This window comes from Sorangium sp. So ce327, assembly GCF_051530205.1.
GTDB classification, from domain to species: Bacteria; Myxococcota_A; Polyangia; order Polyangiales; family Polyangiaceae; genus Sorangium; species Sorangium cellulosum_B.
In genome coordinates, this window is record NZ_CP150330.1 from 1,457,883 (window position 1) to 1,474,646 (window position 16,764).

Consider the following 16,764-nt stretch of genomic DNA (forward strand, 5'->3'; position numbering starts at 1 on the left):
TTCCAGATCGTCGGTAACCCCCGCGTGAGCTGGTCCTCGTCGAGGTAGGGGGCACGCCGTCATGCGCGCGTTCACGCTCGCTTGCCCTCTCCTCGTCGCGACTTGAGCATGGACGGCCAATCGCGCCTTGATGAGCGCAGCTGTGGCGCCTGCGGCGTGCACCCCGGACACGTACAGAGGCATTCACGAATGCGTCGATCTCGGCGTCGATGGCGCGGTTCCGCAGGAGCGCGGCGCTTGACGCGCGATGCAGCGCCGTGGCACTGCTGTTCGCCGGGGAGGCTGAGATGTCGCCAGTTCCGCGTTGGTCGCTCCGGGCGTTGATCCCGCTCTGGATGTTTCTGGCTTGCGTGCTCGCGTCGGGCGGGTGCCAGTGCGCCTTCGGTGAGCCGCTTCCGGAGCCGCCTGGCCTTGTCGCCTGCCGGACGCAGCGCGCGCATGGCCCTGCCACGTCCCGTCCCGCGCCGGAGGTCGAGACCGTCGCCGCCGGCACCATCCCCGGGGCGTTCTCCATCACGAGCACCGGCGAGGCCGTGTACACCATGGGTCTGGCCTCACCGCCCTCGCGCGCGGGCATGGGTCCCGGGCTCCAGATCGTCTATCGCAGCGACGGCGGCGACGGCGTGCTCGGAAACGGCTTCTCCCTCAGCGGACTGTCCGCGATCACCCGATGTCCGAAGAGCCTCGCGCAAGACGGGGAGGTCCGCGCGGTGCGGTACGACGGAGACGACGGGCTCTGCCTCGACGGCCAGCGCCTCGTCCCCGTGGGAGAGGGGCCGGGAATCATCGAGTACCGCACGTTCCCGGACACCTTCGTCAAGGTGGTCGGACACTACGCTCCGGAAGGCGGCGCGCCCGCCGAGGCGCTCTTCTTCGAGGCCTATCTGCCCTCCGGCCGCGTCGTCGAGTACGGGCGCAACGATGGCAGCAAGCCGCTCGCGCGAGACGGCGTCCCGCGCGCGTGGCTCGCGAACGAGGCCCGTGACGGCCGCGGCAACGCCATGACGTACGCGTACTGCCTCGCCGAGGCCGAGGACGGTCATGCCGCCGAGTACGCGATCGACGAGATCCGTTACACGAGCTTCGAGGGCACGCCGTCTCTTGCGCCCACCCGGGCGGTGCGCTTCGTGTATGGTACCAAGGACTTGGCCTCGGTTCGCACGGGCTACTCGGGCGGCGTGGTGCTCCAGCGCTCGCTTCGCCTGGAGGAGATCCAGATGCTCGGTCCGGGCGACGCGCTGGTCCGGCGCTACGGTTTCCGCTACGAGCTCAGCCCGACGACGAGCCGGACGCTCCTCACCCAGGTCGAGGAGTGCGCGAGCGACGGGGTCTGCAAGCCTTCGACACGGTTTCAGTACAGCCGTGGAAAGCCCGGATTCGAGCGGCTCACGACGGACATCGACAAGCCGGTCTCCGAGAGGGCGAGCCCGATGGTGTTCGACATCGACGCCGACGGCCTCGACGATCTCGTGATTCCGGACATCGTCCCGGGGTCCAGCACGCCGTCGCATCCGATCACCACGTGGCAGGTGGCGCGCAACCTCGGGCCCAGCGCCTCGCCGTCCTTTCTCGCGGCGCCGGAGCGCGCCTTCCTCCAGGATTGGCTGTTCGCCGCCGATGCGGATGGACCGTCCGACCCGGCCCTTCTTCAGCCCGAGCTCGGGACGGTGCTCGATTACAACGACGATGGGCAGATGGACGTCTTTCTCCACGACGTCTTCGACACCAGGACCACATGGCACGTGCTCCTGTCCCGGCCGGACCGGACCTTCGCGCTGCATGACACGGGCATCCGCCGGCCGTTCCCGCTCGGGAGCACGCCAAGACCGCCGAGCCTGAGCAGCCCCGTCGCCTCGGTGCACCTCGCCGATCTCGACGGCGACTCGGTGCCGGATCTGATCCAGTGCCAGGACCACGTCGAGGAGCTGGTACCGGATCCGCGGTCCACCGTGTGGACCGTCCACCTCTGGAGGCCCGCGCGCGGCGCGACGCCCGCGGGGTTCGGCCCCACGGGCGAATCGATCGAGGTGCTCAGCGCCTATCCATGCGATGTGGAGCTCCACACGCTCGACATCGACGCCGACAGCAAGATCGATCTCGTCGTGCCTTCCCTGATGTTGTGGAATGACGGGACGCCCCTCATCGGAGAAAGCTACGAAGCGATCATGCGCCGGGGCGAGGGGCGCTGGGAGCTCATCGACACCAAGCTCCCTGTCGTGCGGCGCGGGGGCCGCGTCGTCTTTCTCGACGTCAACGGCGACGGCCTGCCCGATGCCGTCGAATCCGGCAGCAGCGACCACCAGCTTTATACCTACCTCAACACGGGGCCGACGTTCGTGATGTCGCCCTTCCGGACCGTCGACGCGTTCAGCTTCGGCGATCTGCTGGGGGCCCCGGATCACGACGCGCTTTTCCGCCTCGCGGTGCCGCTCGACTTCAACGGCGATGGACGGCAGGATCTGCTCATGCCCGTCCCACCAGGCATGCTGCTGAGTGGCTCCAATGTCCTCCCCTCCTGGGGCGTCCTGCAAGCGACGGGCGACCTGGCGGGGCCGCCGTTCAAGCTCGTCGATGCAGGGGTTCCTTTCGAGGCCAAGCTCGGCGACGCGATCACGCTCGCCGATCCGCGCGGGCCGCGCACCGGCGATCTCGACGGGGACGGGGCCCAGGACGTGATCCTGGCGCTCGGCGGCGTGTTCAACGTCTTCCAGAACCTCTCGGCCGACCAGGATCTCCTGGTCGCGGTCTCTGACGGGATGAACGCGCACGAGCCGACCGAGCCGGGCTTCGTGCCCAACGTGAGCATCTCGTACGGCCACCTGACCGATGCGCCGGTCACGAGCGGAGGCGCGGAGGAGGATCCTGAAAGGAGGAGCGCGCTCTACGTCGCGCGTTCCGGCGCGGCGGACGACTGCGGCTATCCTCGGCGTTGCGTCGCGGGCCCTCGCCGGGTGGTCAGCGCGTACGCGCTCAACAACGGCGCGGATCGAGCGAGGCGCTTCGAGGTCGGCTACCGCGACGGGCGCTACCACCGGCTGGGCCGCGGATTTCTCGGGTTCGGCGAGCGGATCGTCACCGACCTGGATACGGGGGCCGTGACGATCGACGTCTACGACCACGGCACCTTCGACGACGAGCTCCAGGTCTTTCCCTTCGCGGGGAGCGTCCAGCGGACGCTGCGCGGGGCTCCGGGGCTCGCGAGCCAGCCCAGGCCGGAGCTGATCGAGCTCTCGTTCCGCGACGTGACGCGGACGCTCGTGCCGACCAACGACGGCGCCACGTACTTCACGCTGCCCACCGAGCGCCGGGTGAGGCGAGCGCAAGGGATCTATCCGCCCCCGGGCGGGGACGCGACATCGATCGAGGTGTACGTGCGGGAGATCGAGCGCGGCGGCGATGGCGCGACGCTGCTGCGCGACTCGATATCGAAGGTGACGGACTTCGACACGTTCGGCAACGTGCGCGCCGAGGAGGTGTCGACGGAGGGCGTCGACCTGACGCTCGAGGTCACGCGGTCGTTCAAGAACGATACAGGGCGCTGGGCCCTCGGCCAGCTTGAAACGCAGAAGGAGTGCAGCGCGGCGGCCGGGATGTCGCAGTGCAGGACCCTCAACCGAACGAACACGATCTACGGCGAGGTGGAGACCGAGTCCACCGAGAGCGACGACGGCCTGCCGGACACGAAGCTGAAGCTCACCTATGCGCGCGACGCCTTCGGGAACATCACCGGCGTCACGGCGGAGGACGCCTTCGGGCACAAGCGGCCATTCAGCACGGGCTTCGACGAGGAGGGCATGTTCCCCGAGAAGTACGTGAACGCGGCCGGGCACACCACGCTCCTGGAGTTCGACGACGCGCTCGGCGTGCTCCTCAAGCGGGTCGATCCGAATCAGCTCGTGACGACGTGGGCGCACGACGGCTTCGGGCGGCTCGGCATCGAGAGGCGCCCGGACGGCACGACGACGACCGTCACCCTCGCTCGCAGCAAGGAGGGTGGCCCGGAGCAGGATGCGTGGCGGGTGAGGGAGCGGAGCATCACGACCGGCGGTGCCGACGATACGGTGGAGTTCGACAGCCTCGGCCGCCCGATCCGATGGCTGGGACACGGGCCCGAACCGGAGCCCTCGGAGGGCTCGGGCGATGCGAAGCGCATCATGCAGGAGATCGGGTACGACGCGCTGGGCGAGCACATCGCACGGCGCTCGGTGCCGGTCAGGGAGGACACGCCCGAGAGCGCGATCCTGTACGATCGCTACGAGTACGATGCGGCGGGCCGCGAGGTGCGCCATACGACGCCGTGGAACGCGGTCACGACGACGGCGTACGATGGCCTGCAGGTGCGCGTCACCGACCCGCTCGATCACGTGACGGTGACCGAGCAGGACCCGCTGGGGCGCATCAAGACCATCACCGACGCGGCCGACGGGATTACCCGCTACGCGTACGGCCCCTTCGGCCTGCTGCACACGGTTACCGATCCGGGCGAGGCAGTGACGCGCACGACGCGCGACGCGTTCGGCCGTGTCCGGCAGCTCGACGACCCCGATCGGGGCACGACGGTCTCGATCCATGACGGCTTCGGCGAGCTGATCTCGTCGACCGACGCGCTCGAGCGAAAGGTCACGTGGACGTACGACGCGCTCGGTCGACCCCGCTCACGCGTGGACCAGGACGGCGCGGAGAGCCTGACGACCACCTGGACATGGGACACGGCGGCGCACGGCGTCGGGAAGCTGCACACGCTCGCGAGCCCCGACGGGGAGAAGACGTACGGGTACACGGGCCGTGGCCAGCTCGACACGATCGCGCTCCGCATCGACGGCGAGCGCTCTCCCCTGGAGGCCAGGCTCGGTTATGACGACCTCGGCCGCGTCGAGACGATCACGTATCCGGCGCCTGCCGGCGTGGCGGCGTTCGTCGTGGCCCGCGAACGCGACGCACACGGCCATGTGCTCGCCGTGCGCGACAGCGGAACGAACCTCACCTACTGGCGCTTGGCGGACGTGGACGACGCGGGGCGCTTCCGGGAGGAGGTGTTCGGCAACGGCGCCGTCACGGAGCGGAGCTACTTCGCGGACAAGCAGCGTCTGAGGCACATGGCGACGCAGAGCGGCGCGGGGGAGGTGCAGGACCTGGACTATGGGTTCGACGATCTCCTGAATCTCACGCGCCGCACCGACGCGCTCCAGCCCGAGAACACGACGGAGCGCTTCCGGTACGATCCGATCCAACGGCTGACCTGCGCGTACTTCGGCGATCTCGAGAGCGCGACGGCGCCCTGCGCGCTCCGCTACGACTACCACCCGAACGGCAATCTCACCTACAAGTCGGACGTCGGCGACCTCTCGTATGACGACCCGCTGCACCCGCATGCGGTCACCGGCGCGGGTACGGACACCTTCGCGCATGACGCTGTCGGCAATCAGACCGCGCGGCCCGGCGGCACGACGGTGCGTTATACGCCGTTCGACCTGCCGGAGCAGATCACGCAGAGCGCGAGCGCCATCACGTTCGATTACGACGGCGACCAGCAGCGGATCCGCAAGACCACGCCGGAAAGGGAGACGCTCTACTTCGGCGATCTGTACGAGCGGGTCACCGAGGCGGCGTCAGGCGCCGTGGAGCACCGGTACCACGTCCACTCGCCGGAGCGCGTGGTGGCGATCGTGACCCGGGGAGGCTCGGACGAGGGTACGCGCTACGTGCATGTCGATCACCTCGGCTCGATCGATGCGCTCACCGACGAGGACGGCGCTGTGATCGAACGGCGGAGCTACGACCCGTTCGGGCAGCGCAGGAACCCCGTGTGGGGCGAGCGCCCGCCGGCGTCGTTCCCGAGCGAGACGACGCAGGGATTCACGGGGCACGAGAGCGACGACGAGCTCGGGCTCGTGAACATGAAGGGCAGGATCTACGATCCCAGGATCGGGCGGTTCTTGACGACGGACCCGATCATTGCGCTCCCGTCCTTCGGGCAGAGCTGGAATCCGTACAGCTACGTACGCAACAGCCCGCTCAATCATGTGGATCCGAGCGGCTTCCAGGAAGAGCCGGTGGAGGAGCCGATCCTGCCGGTCGACTCGGTGGTGCACCCGGAACAATACGCCGTGGATCTCTTCTACTCGCCGCCGAAGGCAAACCAGCCTGAAGAAGGGCCGCGCGAGGCCGTGGAGGTCGGCGCCACGACGGCGCCTATCGACGTGGGCACGACCGGAAGCTCGTCCGGGTACGTGCCGCAGCCGGTGACCGTCTCGCCGGAGCACTCGGGCGTCGGCGGCCCAGGCACCGTCGTCGGCCAGACCTTGCTGGGCGCCGCGGAGGGGACGCGCGACCTCGGAGCAGGGATCGGGCGGATGCTCGTGCTGAATGCGCTGACGCTCGGGATGTACAGCGGCTACGAGTTCGCCAGCGCGATGTGGGACGGCTACGACGAAGACGGCCTCGTCGGCGCGCTCAACGCCGTCAACCCGCTCTACCACATCGGCCGCGGCGCGGCGGACACGGCCCTCGCCATCGATCGGGATGACTATCGGACAGCGGGCGCGGCGGGGACCAAGACGATGGTGCTCGCCGCGGCCACCGTCTTCGGGATGGGAAGGGGGCTGGGGGCGGCGACGGAGGAGTCGGTGGTTGCGGCTCGAGCTGCAGGCGGAGCCCCGAGAGTCGCCGCATACGAAGTGGGGACCTACGACGCACTGAAAGCTCGCTCAGTTGTTGGGGATGCACTCGACATTCATCATGTGGGACAGGCGCACGCAATGGAGCAAGTCGTCCCTGGCTACAGCAGGGCTTCCGGACCTGCCATCGCCTTACCCCGCGGTGAACACGCCTTGGTTCCGACGCTCCGAGGGCCTGTATCGCTCTCACCGCGGGCGCTGCTCGCTCATGACATTTGGAACTTGCGTCAGTCCACCAATGTGCCAAACGGCCCACTCCAAGAGCTAGTTCGACTCAACAAGGAAATGTACCCTGGAGCCTTTACAAAATGACACCGGAAGAATTTGTCGCAGCGATACAAAAAAATGTCCTCGAAGCCGCAACCGAAGCGACGGTGGCAACATTGGAGCACCCGCCGGGGCGTCGGCCCGAGAAGAATCTTGTTGAGGCCAGTCGGTGGTTTGAAACCTTGTCCGACCAGGAGCAGGCGACGCTGCTCCGAGTGCTCAACATGGCGGCCCATCAAGCGGTTTTCGGCTTTCTCGCTGTCCTCGACGGCTCGAGAGTGATCGAAGATGACGCAGAGAAGGGAGAATTCAGGCTGATATTCCGAAAGGGGGGGCGCGAGTGGGAGATAAACAGTCCCAACGGAACGCCGCTGCACGACATCCTGAACCAGCAATTGAGCGATAAGAATATTTAGCATGATACCGCCCGGATCGCGGCATCATGGGCCCGTGACCGAGTGGAGGTACGATCCGATCCATCGGGGGAGCGCCCGCCTGCGTCGTTCCCGAGCGAGACGACGCAAGGGGTCACCGGGCACGAGAGCGACGACGAGCTCGGGCTCGTGAACATGAAGGGCAGGATCTACGATCCAAGGATCGGGCGGTTCTTGACGACGGACCTGATCATCTCGATCCAGTCCTTCGGACAGAGCTGGAATCCGTGCAGCTACGTGCGCAACAGTCCGCTCAATCACGTGGATCCGAGCGGGTTCCAGGAAGAGCCGGTGGAGGCGCCGATCCTGCCGGTCTACTCGATGGTGCGCCCGGAACACTATGCCGTGGAGATCTTCTACTCGCCGCCGAAAGCAAACCAGCCTGAAGAAGGGCCGCACGAGGCGGTGGAGGTCGGCGCCACGACGGCGCCTATCGACGTGGGCACGACCGGAAGCTCGTCCGGGTACGTGCCGCAGCCGGTGACCTTATCGCCGGAGCACTCGGGCGTCGGCGGCCCAGGCACCGTCGTCGGCCAGACCTTGCTGGGCGCCGCGGAGGGGACGCGCGACCTCGGAGCAGGGATCGGGCGGATGCTCGTGCTGAATGCGCTGACGCTCGGGATGTACAGCGGCTACGAGTTCGCCAGCGCGAGGTGGGACGGCTACGACGAAGACGGCCTCGTCGGCGCGCTCAATGCCGTCAACCCGCTCTACCACGTCGGCCGCGGCGCGGCGGACACGACCCTCGCCATCGATCCGGATGACTATCGGACAGCGGGCGCGGCGGGGACCAAGACGATGGTGCTCGCCGCGGCCACCGTCTTCGGGATGGGACGGGGGCTCGGGGCAGCAGAGGGATCGGCGGTTGCGGCGGGGGCGGTACGCGGGGCAGGAGCCACTCGCGAGCTCGCTCAGCATATTGCCAACGTCGAACGTGTGCCGATGAACTTCAGACGAACGGTTGTGCTCGTCGAAACGGCCGAAGGACCGACGCTGGTTGCTGGAGGCGCGAGCGATCTATCCGCCGCTCAAATCGCTGCGGCTCAGAGGCTCGGGCTGACTCCAGCACCACCGATGCCAGGAGTTCATGCTGAGCCAACCGCAATTTTCGGAGCCGGAGAGCTCGGCCTGACACCTACGTGCGGCGTAACCACCAGCACCATTTGCACAGGCCCCCGGTGGATGCACTGAGTTTATCGAAGGCCTCGGAGGCCGCGTCACCGGAAAGCACGCATTCGAGTTCTAATCATGAAAGACGACACCCTTATTGGCGCGATCATCAGACGAGCAACAGATCCGACGACCCGCACGGATTGGCCGGACCGAGACACGCCTGAGCTAGCTCAGTGCGCCACATTGGAGCAGGTGGAGCGAGCCGAGAAAGCATTGAAGTGTAAGCTCCACCCATTGCACCGAAGGCTGCTCCAAGAGGTCGGAAATGGTGGATTCGGTCCAGCGAATGGTCTCATTGGCTTACCGGGAGGCAAAGTTGATGACGACGGTCGATCGGTCGTAGAGCTCCGCGAACAGCTCTTCGCAGACCCTACGGGTGCTGGTGTACCTGCGCAGGTAGTCCCTCTCTGCGATTGGGGCTGCGGCACATGGTCGTGCATCGACGAAGACACTGGACATGTGCTGATGTTGGACGAGACAGGCCTCGCCGACACGCAGATATCGCTTCATGACTGGATGGCTGACTGGGTCAATGGTGTTTCACTCGCGGAGAGGCTGTTCACATTTGAGGAGCGTTCAGGGATCAATCCGTTCACCAGGGCTCCGATGACCGCGCGACTTCGAAGCCGTCCAATCGGCGTGCCCTACCGTGGACGGACCAGCTGAACCGCCCGTTCAGCGCTCCGACGAGGTGCGGCACGCGCGGTGGATCGCAGACCATGATCGGGGCACGACTACCTTTACCAGCAACGCGGCCGGTCGACCGCGCATGCGCGTGGACCAGGACGGCGCGGAGAGCCGGACGACCACGTGGACGTGGGACACCGCCGTAACATATGAAGTCAAGGCTCTCTCGTTGATGCCTTGACCGATGACCGCACCTATTCGCGAAAGCGAAGCGTCTTGATGGCGACGCCATCCTCCCCCCTGATCTCGTCGCCAGACCAATCCCAGCTCACGCCGCCCTTACCCGGCGGTCCCAGTTCATACCTGACGCCCTCCAGCGTAAGCTGGTCCTCGTCGAGGTAGGCGATGCCGATCGAGTCGCCGCCGCGCCCCGGGCCGCCGTAGCCGCCGTCGCCTCCTCGGCCTCCTTCGCCGCCGCCGCACGACCAGGTGCCGTCCCCCACGGCCCCGCCTGGCATGCCTCGGCCCCCGTCGCCGCCTTGCTGTGGCTCCCCGCCATCGCCGCCCGGCCCCGCAGCCAGCGTCTCGATCACGCTGTCGCGCACCGTCAGCTTGGCGTGAAGCACGGCGATGCCGATGCTCGGCTGGCCGTTCCCGCCTCCTCGGCCGCCTCGACCGCCGCAGCCCCCCGCGCCGCCCGAACCACCGCCGGCGCCTCCCTTGGAGGCCACGTCGCACACGGCGAGCCCGCCGCGACGGCCGCCTCCCCCGCCACCGCCCTGGCCCGGCATGCCGCGGCCGCCCTCGGCTCCCTTGTCGCCCTCCCATCCGGTCTCGGCAAGCCGCCCGATGCCCTCGCCGGGTGCGCCGGCGGCGCCCCACTTCCCGCGTTTCCCGGCAACGCCGCTGTAGCAGCCAACGTCTTCGCGGTCGCCGAGTCCTCCTTGCCCATCGTGTCCGGGGTCCGGCGCGGGAACGGGCTCGCCGGCCTCCCCATCTCCGGCGCCGTCGGCGCGCCCGTCGCCTCCCTTGCCACCGACGCTCGGGAGCCCGCCCTCGCACGGGTTCACCACCGCGGGCCCGCCGACGACGGTGGCCGCCGAGCACGCATCTCCGCCGTAGATGCCGTGCGCCCCGTCGGGTGCCTGATACGGCCCAGGCCACCTCTCTCCGGGGGCACCCCCATTCCCGTAGGATGCGCTGATGTAACTCCGGGTGAGCTCCACCGCGGCGCCCGACCGAACGAGCATCCCGAGATATTTTCCGCCCGCAAGGTCTATGTGGTCGATCCTCGAGACTCCATCCGCCGCCCCGGTGTCGCCGGCGCCCGCCGGCTCGACGGTAAGGGCAATGGCGAAAGGTTTCTCACGGACGACGATGCCGGTCGTGACATCCTCCTTGAAGCGTTCAAACGTTTGGCTATCAAGGCCCCCGTAGAGGTCCACGCCGGAAGGTAGGACGACGGCTCCTTCGAAGGCGTCGTTGCACGCGAACACCCTTCCTCGACCGATGCGTGCCAGGGCAATCGCACGATGGAGAGAGCGGACCGGCTTGTCCTTCGTGCCTGGATTCGCATCGTCGCCGCCAAAGAAGGGTCCGGTGACGAACACGCCACAGCCGTCGTCGAACCGATCGGCCGCGAGGTGCTCGAGACAGACGGCTTCCGGCGGTGGTTCGTCTTGGCACGACGACGTGAGCGCACACGGCGGTCCATCGGCATCCATGGGGCCTGGCGCGCTCCCGCAGCCGACCGTGCCGAGAGGGAGTGCCAGGAGCAGGACAATCGTGCGTCTTGACATCATCGGTATTCCTCGACGGCGGCGCCGCGGTGAACGATTCAACGGGGCGGCTCGTTCGCCGCACCGAAAGGATAGAGGTGGCCCCGTGGGCCGCGCGCGCCTTTGCCCACCTCGTCATTGACATCGGTGTTGCCTGCGGGGCCGCCTTCTCCAGCTGGCCCAACCTCGAAGGTCGTGCCCGGCAGGATGGTCAGATGGGGGACCACGTACGCGATGCCGATCGCGGCGCCGCCAAGCCCGCCACCGGCGTCACCGCCGTGGCCGCCGTCGCCTCCTTGGCCTCCGGGGCACGCAGGCCACATATCACCTCTCGTTCCCCCCCCATGACCACCAGTCCAGCCGTGCCCGCCCGGTTGACCCGTTCCGCCGACCCCGCCCTTGCCGCCGTTGCCCGCGACAACCTTCGTGGCGTTGAGTTCCAGCTCCGAGTCCTCCAGCGCGACGATGGCGATGCTCGCGCCGCCATAGCCGCCGCCCCTGCCTCCGTCGCCGCCGCAACCCCCGCTCCCCCCCGAGCCGCCAGCCGCACCGCTTTGGGGGCGGCCTACCGGGCACGCAACCATGGGCCCGCGCGACTTGCTGCCGCCCCCGCCGCCCCCCCCTTGGCCGACGCCGCCCTTCTCTCCATCCTTACCGCGGACGCCGACCCATCCGTAGATGTTGAGGTAGCCTTCACCTACCGCGCCGTCAGCGCGGCCACGGCTTGCACCGGGCGCGCCGTCTGCCCCCTTCGTGCATGGATCGCTGCCCGCGCCGAGCCCCGCAACCCCGTAGCCTTGCGGATTTTCCGCGGGCGCCGGCTTTCCCGGTGCGCCATCGCCGCCGACGTCGAGTCCGCCGTCGCCGCCATATCCGCCCGTCGACTCGATGCCGTCTTCGCAGGAGTTGACAACCGGCAGGGCGCCCACAGCGGCGTCCACGGTGCAGGCGGGCGCGCCGTCGTTCCCCAGCTCGCCGTCCGTCGCTCGATGGCTCGGCGCGTCCTTGCCCGCCTCCCCATCCTTGCCGTCGCCCGCGATGACATCGCTCGACGCCACCCTCGCCTTGGCGCCCTGGCTCAAGATCATCGCGATCGACGACTTTCCATCGCTCGCGGAGGCGTCGGCCGCCACGGCGCGCACGCCGAAGATCACGGAGGTCGCGTCGTCCCCTGCGATGCCCCCGTCGTTCCCCCCGAGGACCCGCAGCGGGATCCCCACCGCCGGAGCGATGATCGTCGGGTGATCCGGCCCGCCGAACGACCCTTCATACGACCACTCGCCGTCCTCGCAGAGCCGCCCGCCCCAGAGATCGACGCCCGAGGGCAACGCGAGCGCCTCCTCGAACCTCCCGCCGCACGCGTACACGCGCCGGGTCGCTGCCTCGCCGTGGCCTCGTCCGTGCGCGGCGAGCCCGACCGCGTGTTGCAAGGTTTTCACGGGCGCATCCTTCGTGCCGGGGTGCTCGTCGTCGCCGTGCTCGCTGACGAACACGCCGCACTTGTCGAGCGCTGGCGCTGTGCTGGGGTCTCCCGCGCACGGGTCGAGCGGAGGCTCCGTCTCGGGAGCACACGCCAGCTTTTCCGAGCAATCATCGGAATAGTTAGCGCAAGCTGTCAGCGTGCCAGCTCCCCACAAGCAGACTGCCAGAGCGATGACCGACCTCACGGCGCCTCGGCCTGCCAGCGCCGCCGTTCTCTCGGCCCCCTGCGTGTTCACCATTTCCCCTCGATTCGCGCGCCAATTTCGCTCCCATTCGCCACGGGCGAGACATGGACTCGGTCTCCAGCCGGTTCGAGTCCCAGGAAAGAGAAGTCCGTGAAGAATGACGCGGCGGTCATGGCCCCGAGGACACCGCCCGTGATCACCGTGGCCAGCCCGGCCCGGCCGTACGTGTTGCGCGCGTCCTGAAGGCGCGCCAGCTCGCCACATGGCGAGCTCCGAGGCGCTTGCCAGCACATCGACGCGCTCGATGACGGCTCGCTTTGGAGCCGAGCTCTGCGGGCGCTCAGATCGTCATCGAGCTTGCCCGCCCGAACGATGAGGATGGTGCCCACGGCCACGCCTGCCGTCGAGACGGCGATCCCCGTGATGCGTAGCGTCCCCGGCCAGGAGGCCCACGGGCTGGGAGCCTGCGCGCGCGCAGCGGGCAACCTGCGTGCGGAGGACGGCGCCGCTGTCGCGATCTCCTTGGCGCTGCTCGCCTCTTTGGCGCTGCTCGCCGCACTGCGGGGCAGCTGCATCGTGATCTCGTGCTCCGCGCCTGCCACGGCGAGGAACGAATGGAGCGCGTCCTCACGGCCCGGTGCGCGGGCCCGCACCATGTGTTTGCCCGGCTCGAAGAAGCGTGTGTAGGTCCGTGCAATCTCGCCGATGCGCTCGCCGTCGATGAACACCTCGGCGTCGGGCGGATCGACCCCGAGCACGAGCGTCGCGATGTGCTTCGCTGCCTCGCGCTGACCTGCCTCGAATCGGCGCCGGAGCGCGTCCGGCAGCGTCTCGCGCTGTTGCAGGCTCCTGGAGAGGTGCTCGGCCGCGTCGCGGTACCTGTGCAGCGCGACCTCGCAAAGGCCGAGCTCACCGGCAAGCTCCGCGCGCTCTCGCTCGGTGCTGGTCGCGGGGTCCGCGGCCTCGAAAGCAGCCTTGTAGGCGGCGTGCGCCTCGACCCACAGCCCGGCATAACGCGCTCTCTGACCGCGGCGAACATGGTCCTTCACCGAGGAGCTGCCGCTCGGTTTCGCCTTCGCTTGAATGTCGTCCGCGCTGGCGGAGCGCGTGAGGCCTGTCGCGATCCCGAGCGCAAGAAAGATCGAGAGCGAATGCGCGATGTAACGCATCCAGTCACGCTAGTGATGCCGTCCTCTTGGCGTCAACCGACAGAAATCGCCAGATTTAGTCCGTTTTGGTGAGAATTTTCGGTCGGTTAATTGAATGCGATCAGCCAACGCCATGCCCGACTGGATGTGATTAATGGTGTTGCTTTGTGCTACATTGTCCGACCAAAATTGCTCGGCGGTTCATTTCTTTGAAGCCTTTCGACCCGCTCAAGTGTGCTGCTTACCGTGGACAAGCCAGCGACCGTCTCCCCCGGCTTCGAGCTCTTCCGGCGCCTCGCCAGGCGCCACGGCGTGCCGGCGCGAAGCGCCGAGGATGTCGCTCAGGAAGCGCTGCTGCGGGGGCTGGAGGCCGACAAGCGGCTCGACCCGGGGGGAGACCCGGCCCCGTACCGCGTCACGATCGCCGTCAACCAGGCGCGCAACCACGTCCGTGACGCGCGCTTCCGCGGCGAGGTGCTGACGTCGTTCGATGAGTGCGAGCTCCGAGACGAGTGCCCCACGCCGGAAGAGCTGCTCCGGAGACGGCAGCAGGAAGAGTTCACGCGGCAGCTGATAGACCAGCTCGATCCCAAGTACCGGGAGCTCGTGATCAAGCACGATCTCCAGGAGGTCCCGCTCGCTGAGATCGCCGCCGAGCAGGGGCTGCCGCTGGCCACGGTGAAGACGCGACACTGGCGGGCGCACAAGGAGCTCCGGGTGCAGCGGGAGCGATGGCAGGCGCGGGAGCGCTCGCAGGGAAGGGACGATCGCGCCTTCCTGTCGCTCGCGCTGGGGTTCCGCCGCCACGCGTCGTGGGTGGCCTCGCTGCGCCATCTGGGCGTGAGGATCCTCGTTCAGTGCGCGCTCGTCCTGCTGACCGGCGCGATCGTCTCCGCCGTGCCGCCCTTGGCCGACCTGGAATCATGGCTCGGGGCGGCGGTGGTCCGCGTCCCTGTCACCCCACCCGCAGCGCAGGATGCTGGGGCGTCCCCTGCGCGAGGCGGCGCGCACGGCGCCGCGGCGCCCTCTGCGCCGATCGCGCACGAGATCTCGTCGGTCAGGCATCAAGGAAGCGCACGCGCGCAGCCGGCTGCGAGCAGCACACCCGCTCCCTCGAAGAGGACCAACGGCCGGCCCGTGGCTCCGGCGAGGGCCGTTCGACCGACCGTCAGCGAGCACGAGAGGAGCCTGATCGACCAGGCCCGGAGGGCTGTCGAGGCCGGCAACGCCATGGCCGACGTCGAGGCGCTCCAGCTGCTGAACGTCCACGCGCGGGAGTTCCCCGATGGGCTGCTCGCCGCCGAGCGCGAAGCGCTTCTCCGACAGCTACGCTGAGCCCTCGGCTGTCCTCTGACAGCAAGCAGGCGGTGACGCTGGTGAGGTCTTCGGACAGCACAAGGCGACGATCCGCCTTGTTCCCGACAAGAACGGTCATGTCCAGGAAACGAAACGCGATGACGACGATGGAGGATGTGCTCGGTGCGATGTGGCTCATTTCGCCGCTCGGGCTCGCGATGATAGCCTGCGTCGCGATCGGCTTCGCGGTCACCGCGCGCGAAGCGCTGGGACGCGAGCGCGGGCTTCGCGAGGCGCGCGAGCACGCGCATGATGACGAGGTGGCAGTCCTCACCGATGCGAAGGAGCAGGCTGCGGCGGAGCGGGACCGATACCGGCGCTTGCTGGACTGCCACATCGATGCGGCGCTCGCAGAGCTCACAAACGTCCGCGCGCGCCCCATTCCCGGGCCAGGCAGGGTCCTCGAGTCGTTCTGCGCGACAAACCCTTCGTGGAGGAGAAAGCTGGCCGAGAGCACGGGGCTATCGACGAGGGAGGTGGAGCAGTTGTTAAGGAGCGACCTTCCCATGACCCCCGGCCTTGCCCGGCAGCTGGAGGCGTTCACCGGCACACCCGCCCGGTACTGGGAGCGCCTGTGGCGGCTGCACGAGGACTACCGGGCGGACGCAGAGGAGACCGCGGTGATCCAGGTCGGCGAGCCCGTCACCAGGCGCGAGAGCTCGGCGCGTTCCGCGTCGTCACCGGCGCCGAGCTCGGTGCCGCCGCCTCCGCTCACGATGCCTCCCCGCGCGCCCGACGTTCCTCCGCCCGTGGTGCCGTCTCCCGAGCTCGCGGCCAGGAGCCCGCGGGCGAAGCTCCCGCCGCCACCGCTGCCGCGGCTTCGGTCGCCGCTCCCTGTCCGCTCCGCCACGGGGGAAGAGGTCGCCCGTCGAGCTGGGACGTTGGCGAGCATCCCGCTACAGCGTGACGAAGGGGGGGCGAGCTCCGCCGACGCGTCGGATTGGGAGGAAGCAGAGCGCTCTCCGCTGAACACGACACTTCCGGGAGTAGGGCGCCATGGGTGAGCGCCACCGTGCCGCGGATGCGGAGGACGTGGCCATGCGCCCCGGGGCACGCGTTACATTCGATGTCATCGTGCAGCAAAGTTCGATGATCAGGGACAGGCTGCGCCGGCTCCAGGTTCCAGAGTGCGATCGCGATGATGTGATGCAGGAGATCCTGCTCTCCGTATGGAAGACAGTTGAGGCAGGACGCGTTCCTGCGCGCGAGCACCTGTCGATGAAGCAGGCGACAAGACGCTGGTTGGATGTGGTCGTGTGGCACCATACGACGCACTACAGGGAATTCCAGAATCGGTGGGAGAAAGGCCGCGATTCCTATGCGTATTCGGCGATCGGTGACCCGATGTCGTCGCCGTCCGGGCGCGTGGAGGCGCGGCTCAGCCTCCGCAACCTGGAACGGATCGATCCCGCGCTGCGCGACGTCGTGGTGGACTTCGCTCTGGGACTCACCGCGGAGGAGATTGCGGCCGAGCTCGGTCAGAACCCCAGCACGATCCAGGAGCGTCTGGCGCGCGGAAGAGAGCGGCTCCGGAGGGTGCTGCGCTTGAACGATGCCCCGACGCTGCCAGCCATCAGGAGCATGTTGGCGAGCACGTCACCGCTTCGGGAGCCGAGCAGTGAGGGCTGACGGCCTCG

At 68.2% G+C, this 16,764-nt stretch carries 10 protein-coding genes; 7 read left to right on the plus strand and 3 right to left on the minus strand.

The window, feature by feature from the left end:
• Positions 1-287: 287 nt before the first annotated feature.
• From WME95_RS05375 to WME95_RS05390, 4 genes are all read left to right on the plus strand, one after another.
• Positions 288-6,989, plus strand: a complete 6,702-nt coding sequence (locus WME95_RS05375; RefSeq protein WP_437907335.1) for an RHS repeat-associated core domain-containing protein — start codon at positions 288-290, stop codon at positions 6,987-6,989.
• The gene (locus WME95_RS05380; RefSeq protein WP_437907336.1) at positions 6,986-7,360 is read left to right on the plus strand and encodes a hypothetical protein; all 375 of its coding nucleotides are present in this window, start codon (positions 6,986-6,988) and stop codon (positions 7,358-7,360) included. Before WME95_RS05375 ends, WME95_RS05380 begins: the two co-directional genes overlap by 4 nt.
• A 153-nt stretch (positions 7,361-7,513) precedes the next feature.
• Positions 7,514-8,569: an RHS repeat-associated core domain-containing protein gene (locus tag WME95_RS05385; RefSeq protein ID WP_437910950.1), complete on the plus strand. Its 1,056-nt coding sequence runs from the start codon at positions 7,514-7,516 to the stop codon at positions 8,567-8,569.
• 57 nt (positions 8,570-8,626) lie between these two features.
• Complete coding sequence (locus WME95_RS05390) at positions 8,627-9,217, plus strand: SMI1/KNR4 family protein (RefSeq protein ID WP_437907337.1); 591 nt, start codon at positions 8,627-8,629, stop codon at positions 9,215-9,217.
• A 215-nt stretch (positions 9,218-9,432) separates the two neighbouring features.
• On the opposite strand, the gene WME95_RS05395 is transcribed toward WME95_RS05390, so the two are convergent.
• The 3 genes from WME95_RS05395 to WME95_RS05405 all read right to left on the minus strand — a co-directional run bounded on the left by WME95_RS05395 (position 9,433) and on the right by WME95_RS05405 (position 13,792).
• Positions 9,433-10,428 carry a hypothetical protein gene (locus WME95_RS05395; protein WP_437907339.1) on the minus strand — a complete coding sequence of 332 codons (996 nt, stop codon included), beginning with the start codon at positions 10,426-10,428 and terminating at the stop codon, positions 9,433-9,435.
• 587 nt (positions 10,429-11,015) lie between these two features.
• Positions 11,016-12,677, minus strand: a complete 1,662-nt coding sequence (locus WME95_RS05400; protein WP_437907340.1) for a hypothetical protein — start codon at positions 12,675-12,677, stop codon at positions 11,016-11,018.
• A complete protein-coding gene (locus WME95_RS05405) occupies positions 12,671-13,792 on the minus strand; it encodes a hypothetical protein (RefSeq protein ID WP_437907341.1) in 1,122 nt (373 codons plus the stop codon). The genes WME95_RS05400 and WME95_RS05405 overlap by 7 nt, the downstream gene beginning before the upstream one ends.
• A 225-nt stretch (positions 13,793-14,017) precedes the next feature.
• On the opposite strand from WME95_RS05405, the gene WME95_RS05410 reads away from it, so the two are divergent.
• The 3 genes from WME95_RS05410 (at position 14,018) to WME95_RS05420 (ending at position 16,756) form a co-directional block, all read left to right on the plus strand.
• Positions 14,018-15,106: an RNA polymerase sigma factor gene (locus WME95_RS05410; protein WP_437907342.1), complete on the plus strand. Its 1,089-nt coding sequence runs from the start codon at positions 14,018-14,020 to the stop codon at positions 15,104-15,106.
• A gap of 98 nt (positions 15,107-15,204) precedes the next feature.
• Positions 15,205-16,131 (plus strand): helix-turn-helix transcriptional regulator, encoded by a 927-nt coding sequence (locus tag WME95_RS05415; protein ID WP_437907343.1) that lies wholly within the window; start codon positions 15,205-15,207, stop codon positions 16,129-16,131.
• Positions 16,124-16,756, plus strand: coding sequence for an RNA polymerase sigma factor (locus WME95_RS05420; RefSeq protein ID WP_437907344.1), 633 nt, complete (start codon positions 16,124-16,126; stop codon positions 16,754-16,756). The genes WME95_RS05415 and WME95_RS05420 overlap by 8 nt, the downstream gene beginning before the upstream one ends.
• The last annotated feature ends 8 nt before the right edge of the window (positions 16,757-16,764 follow it).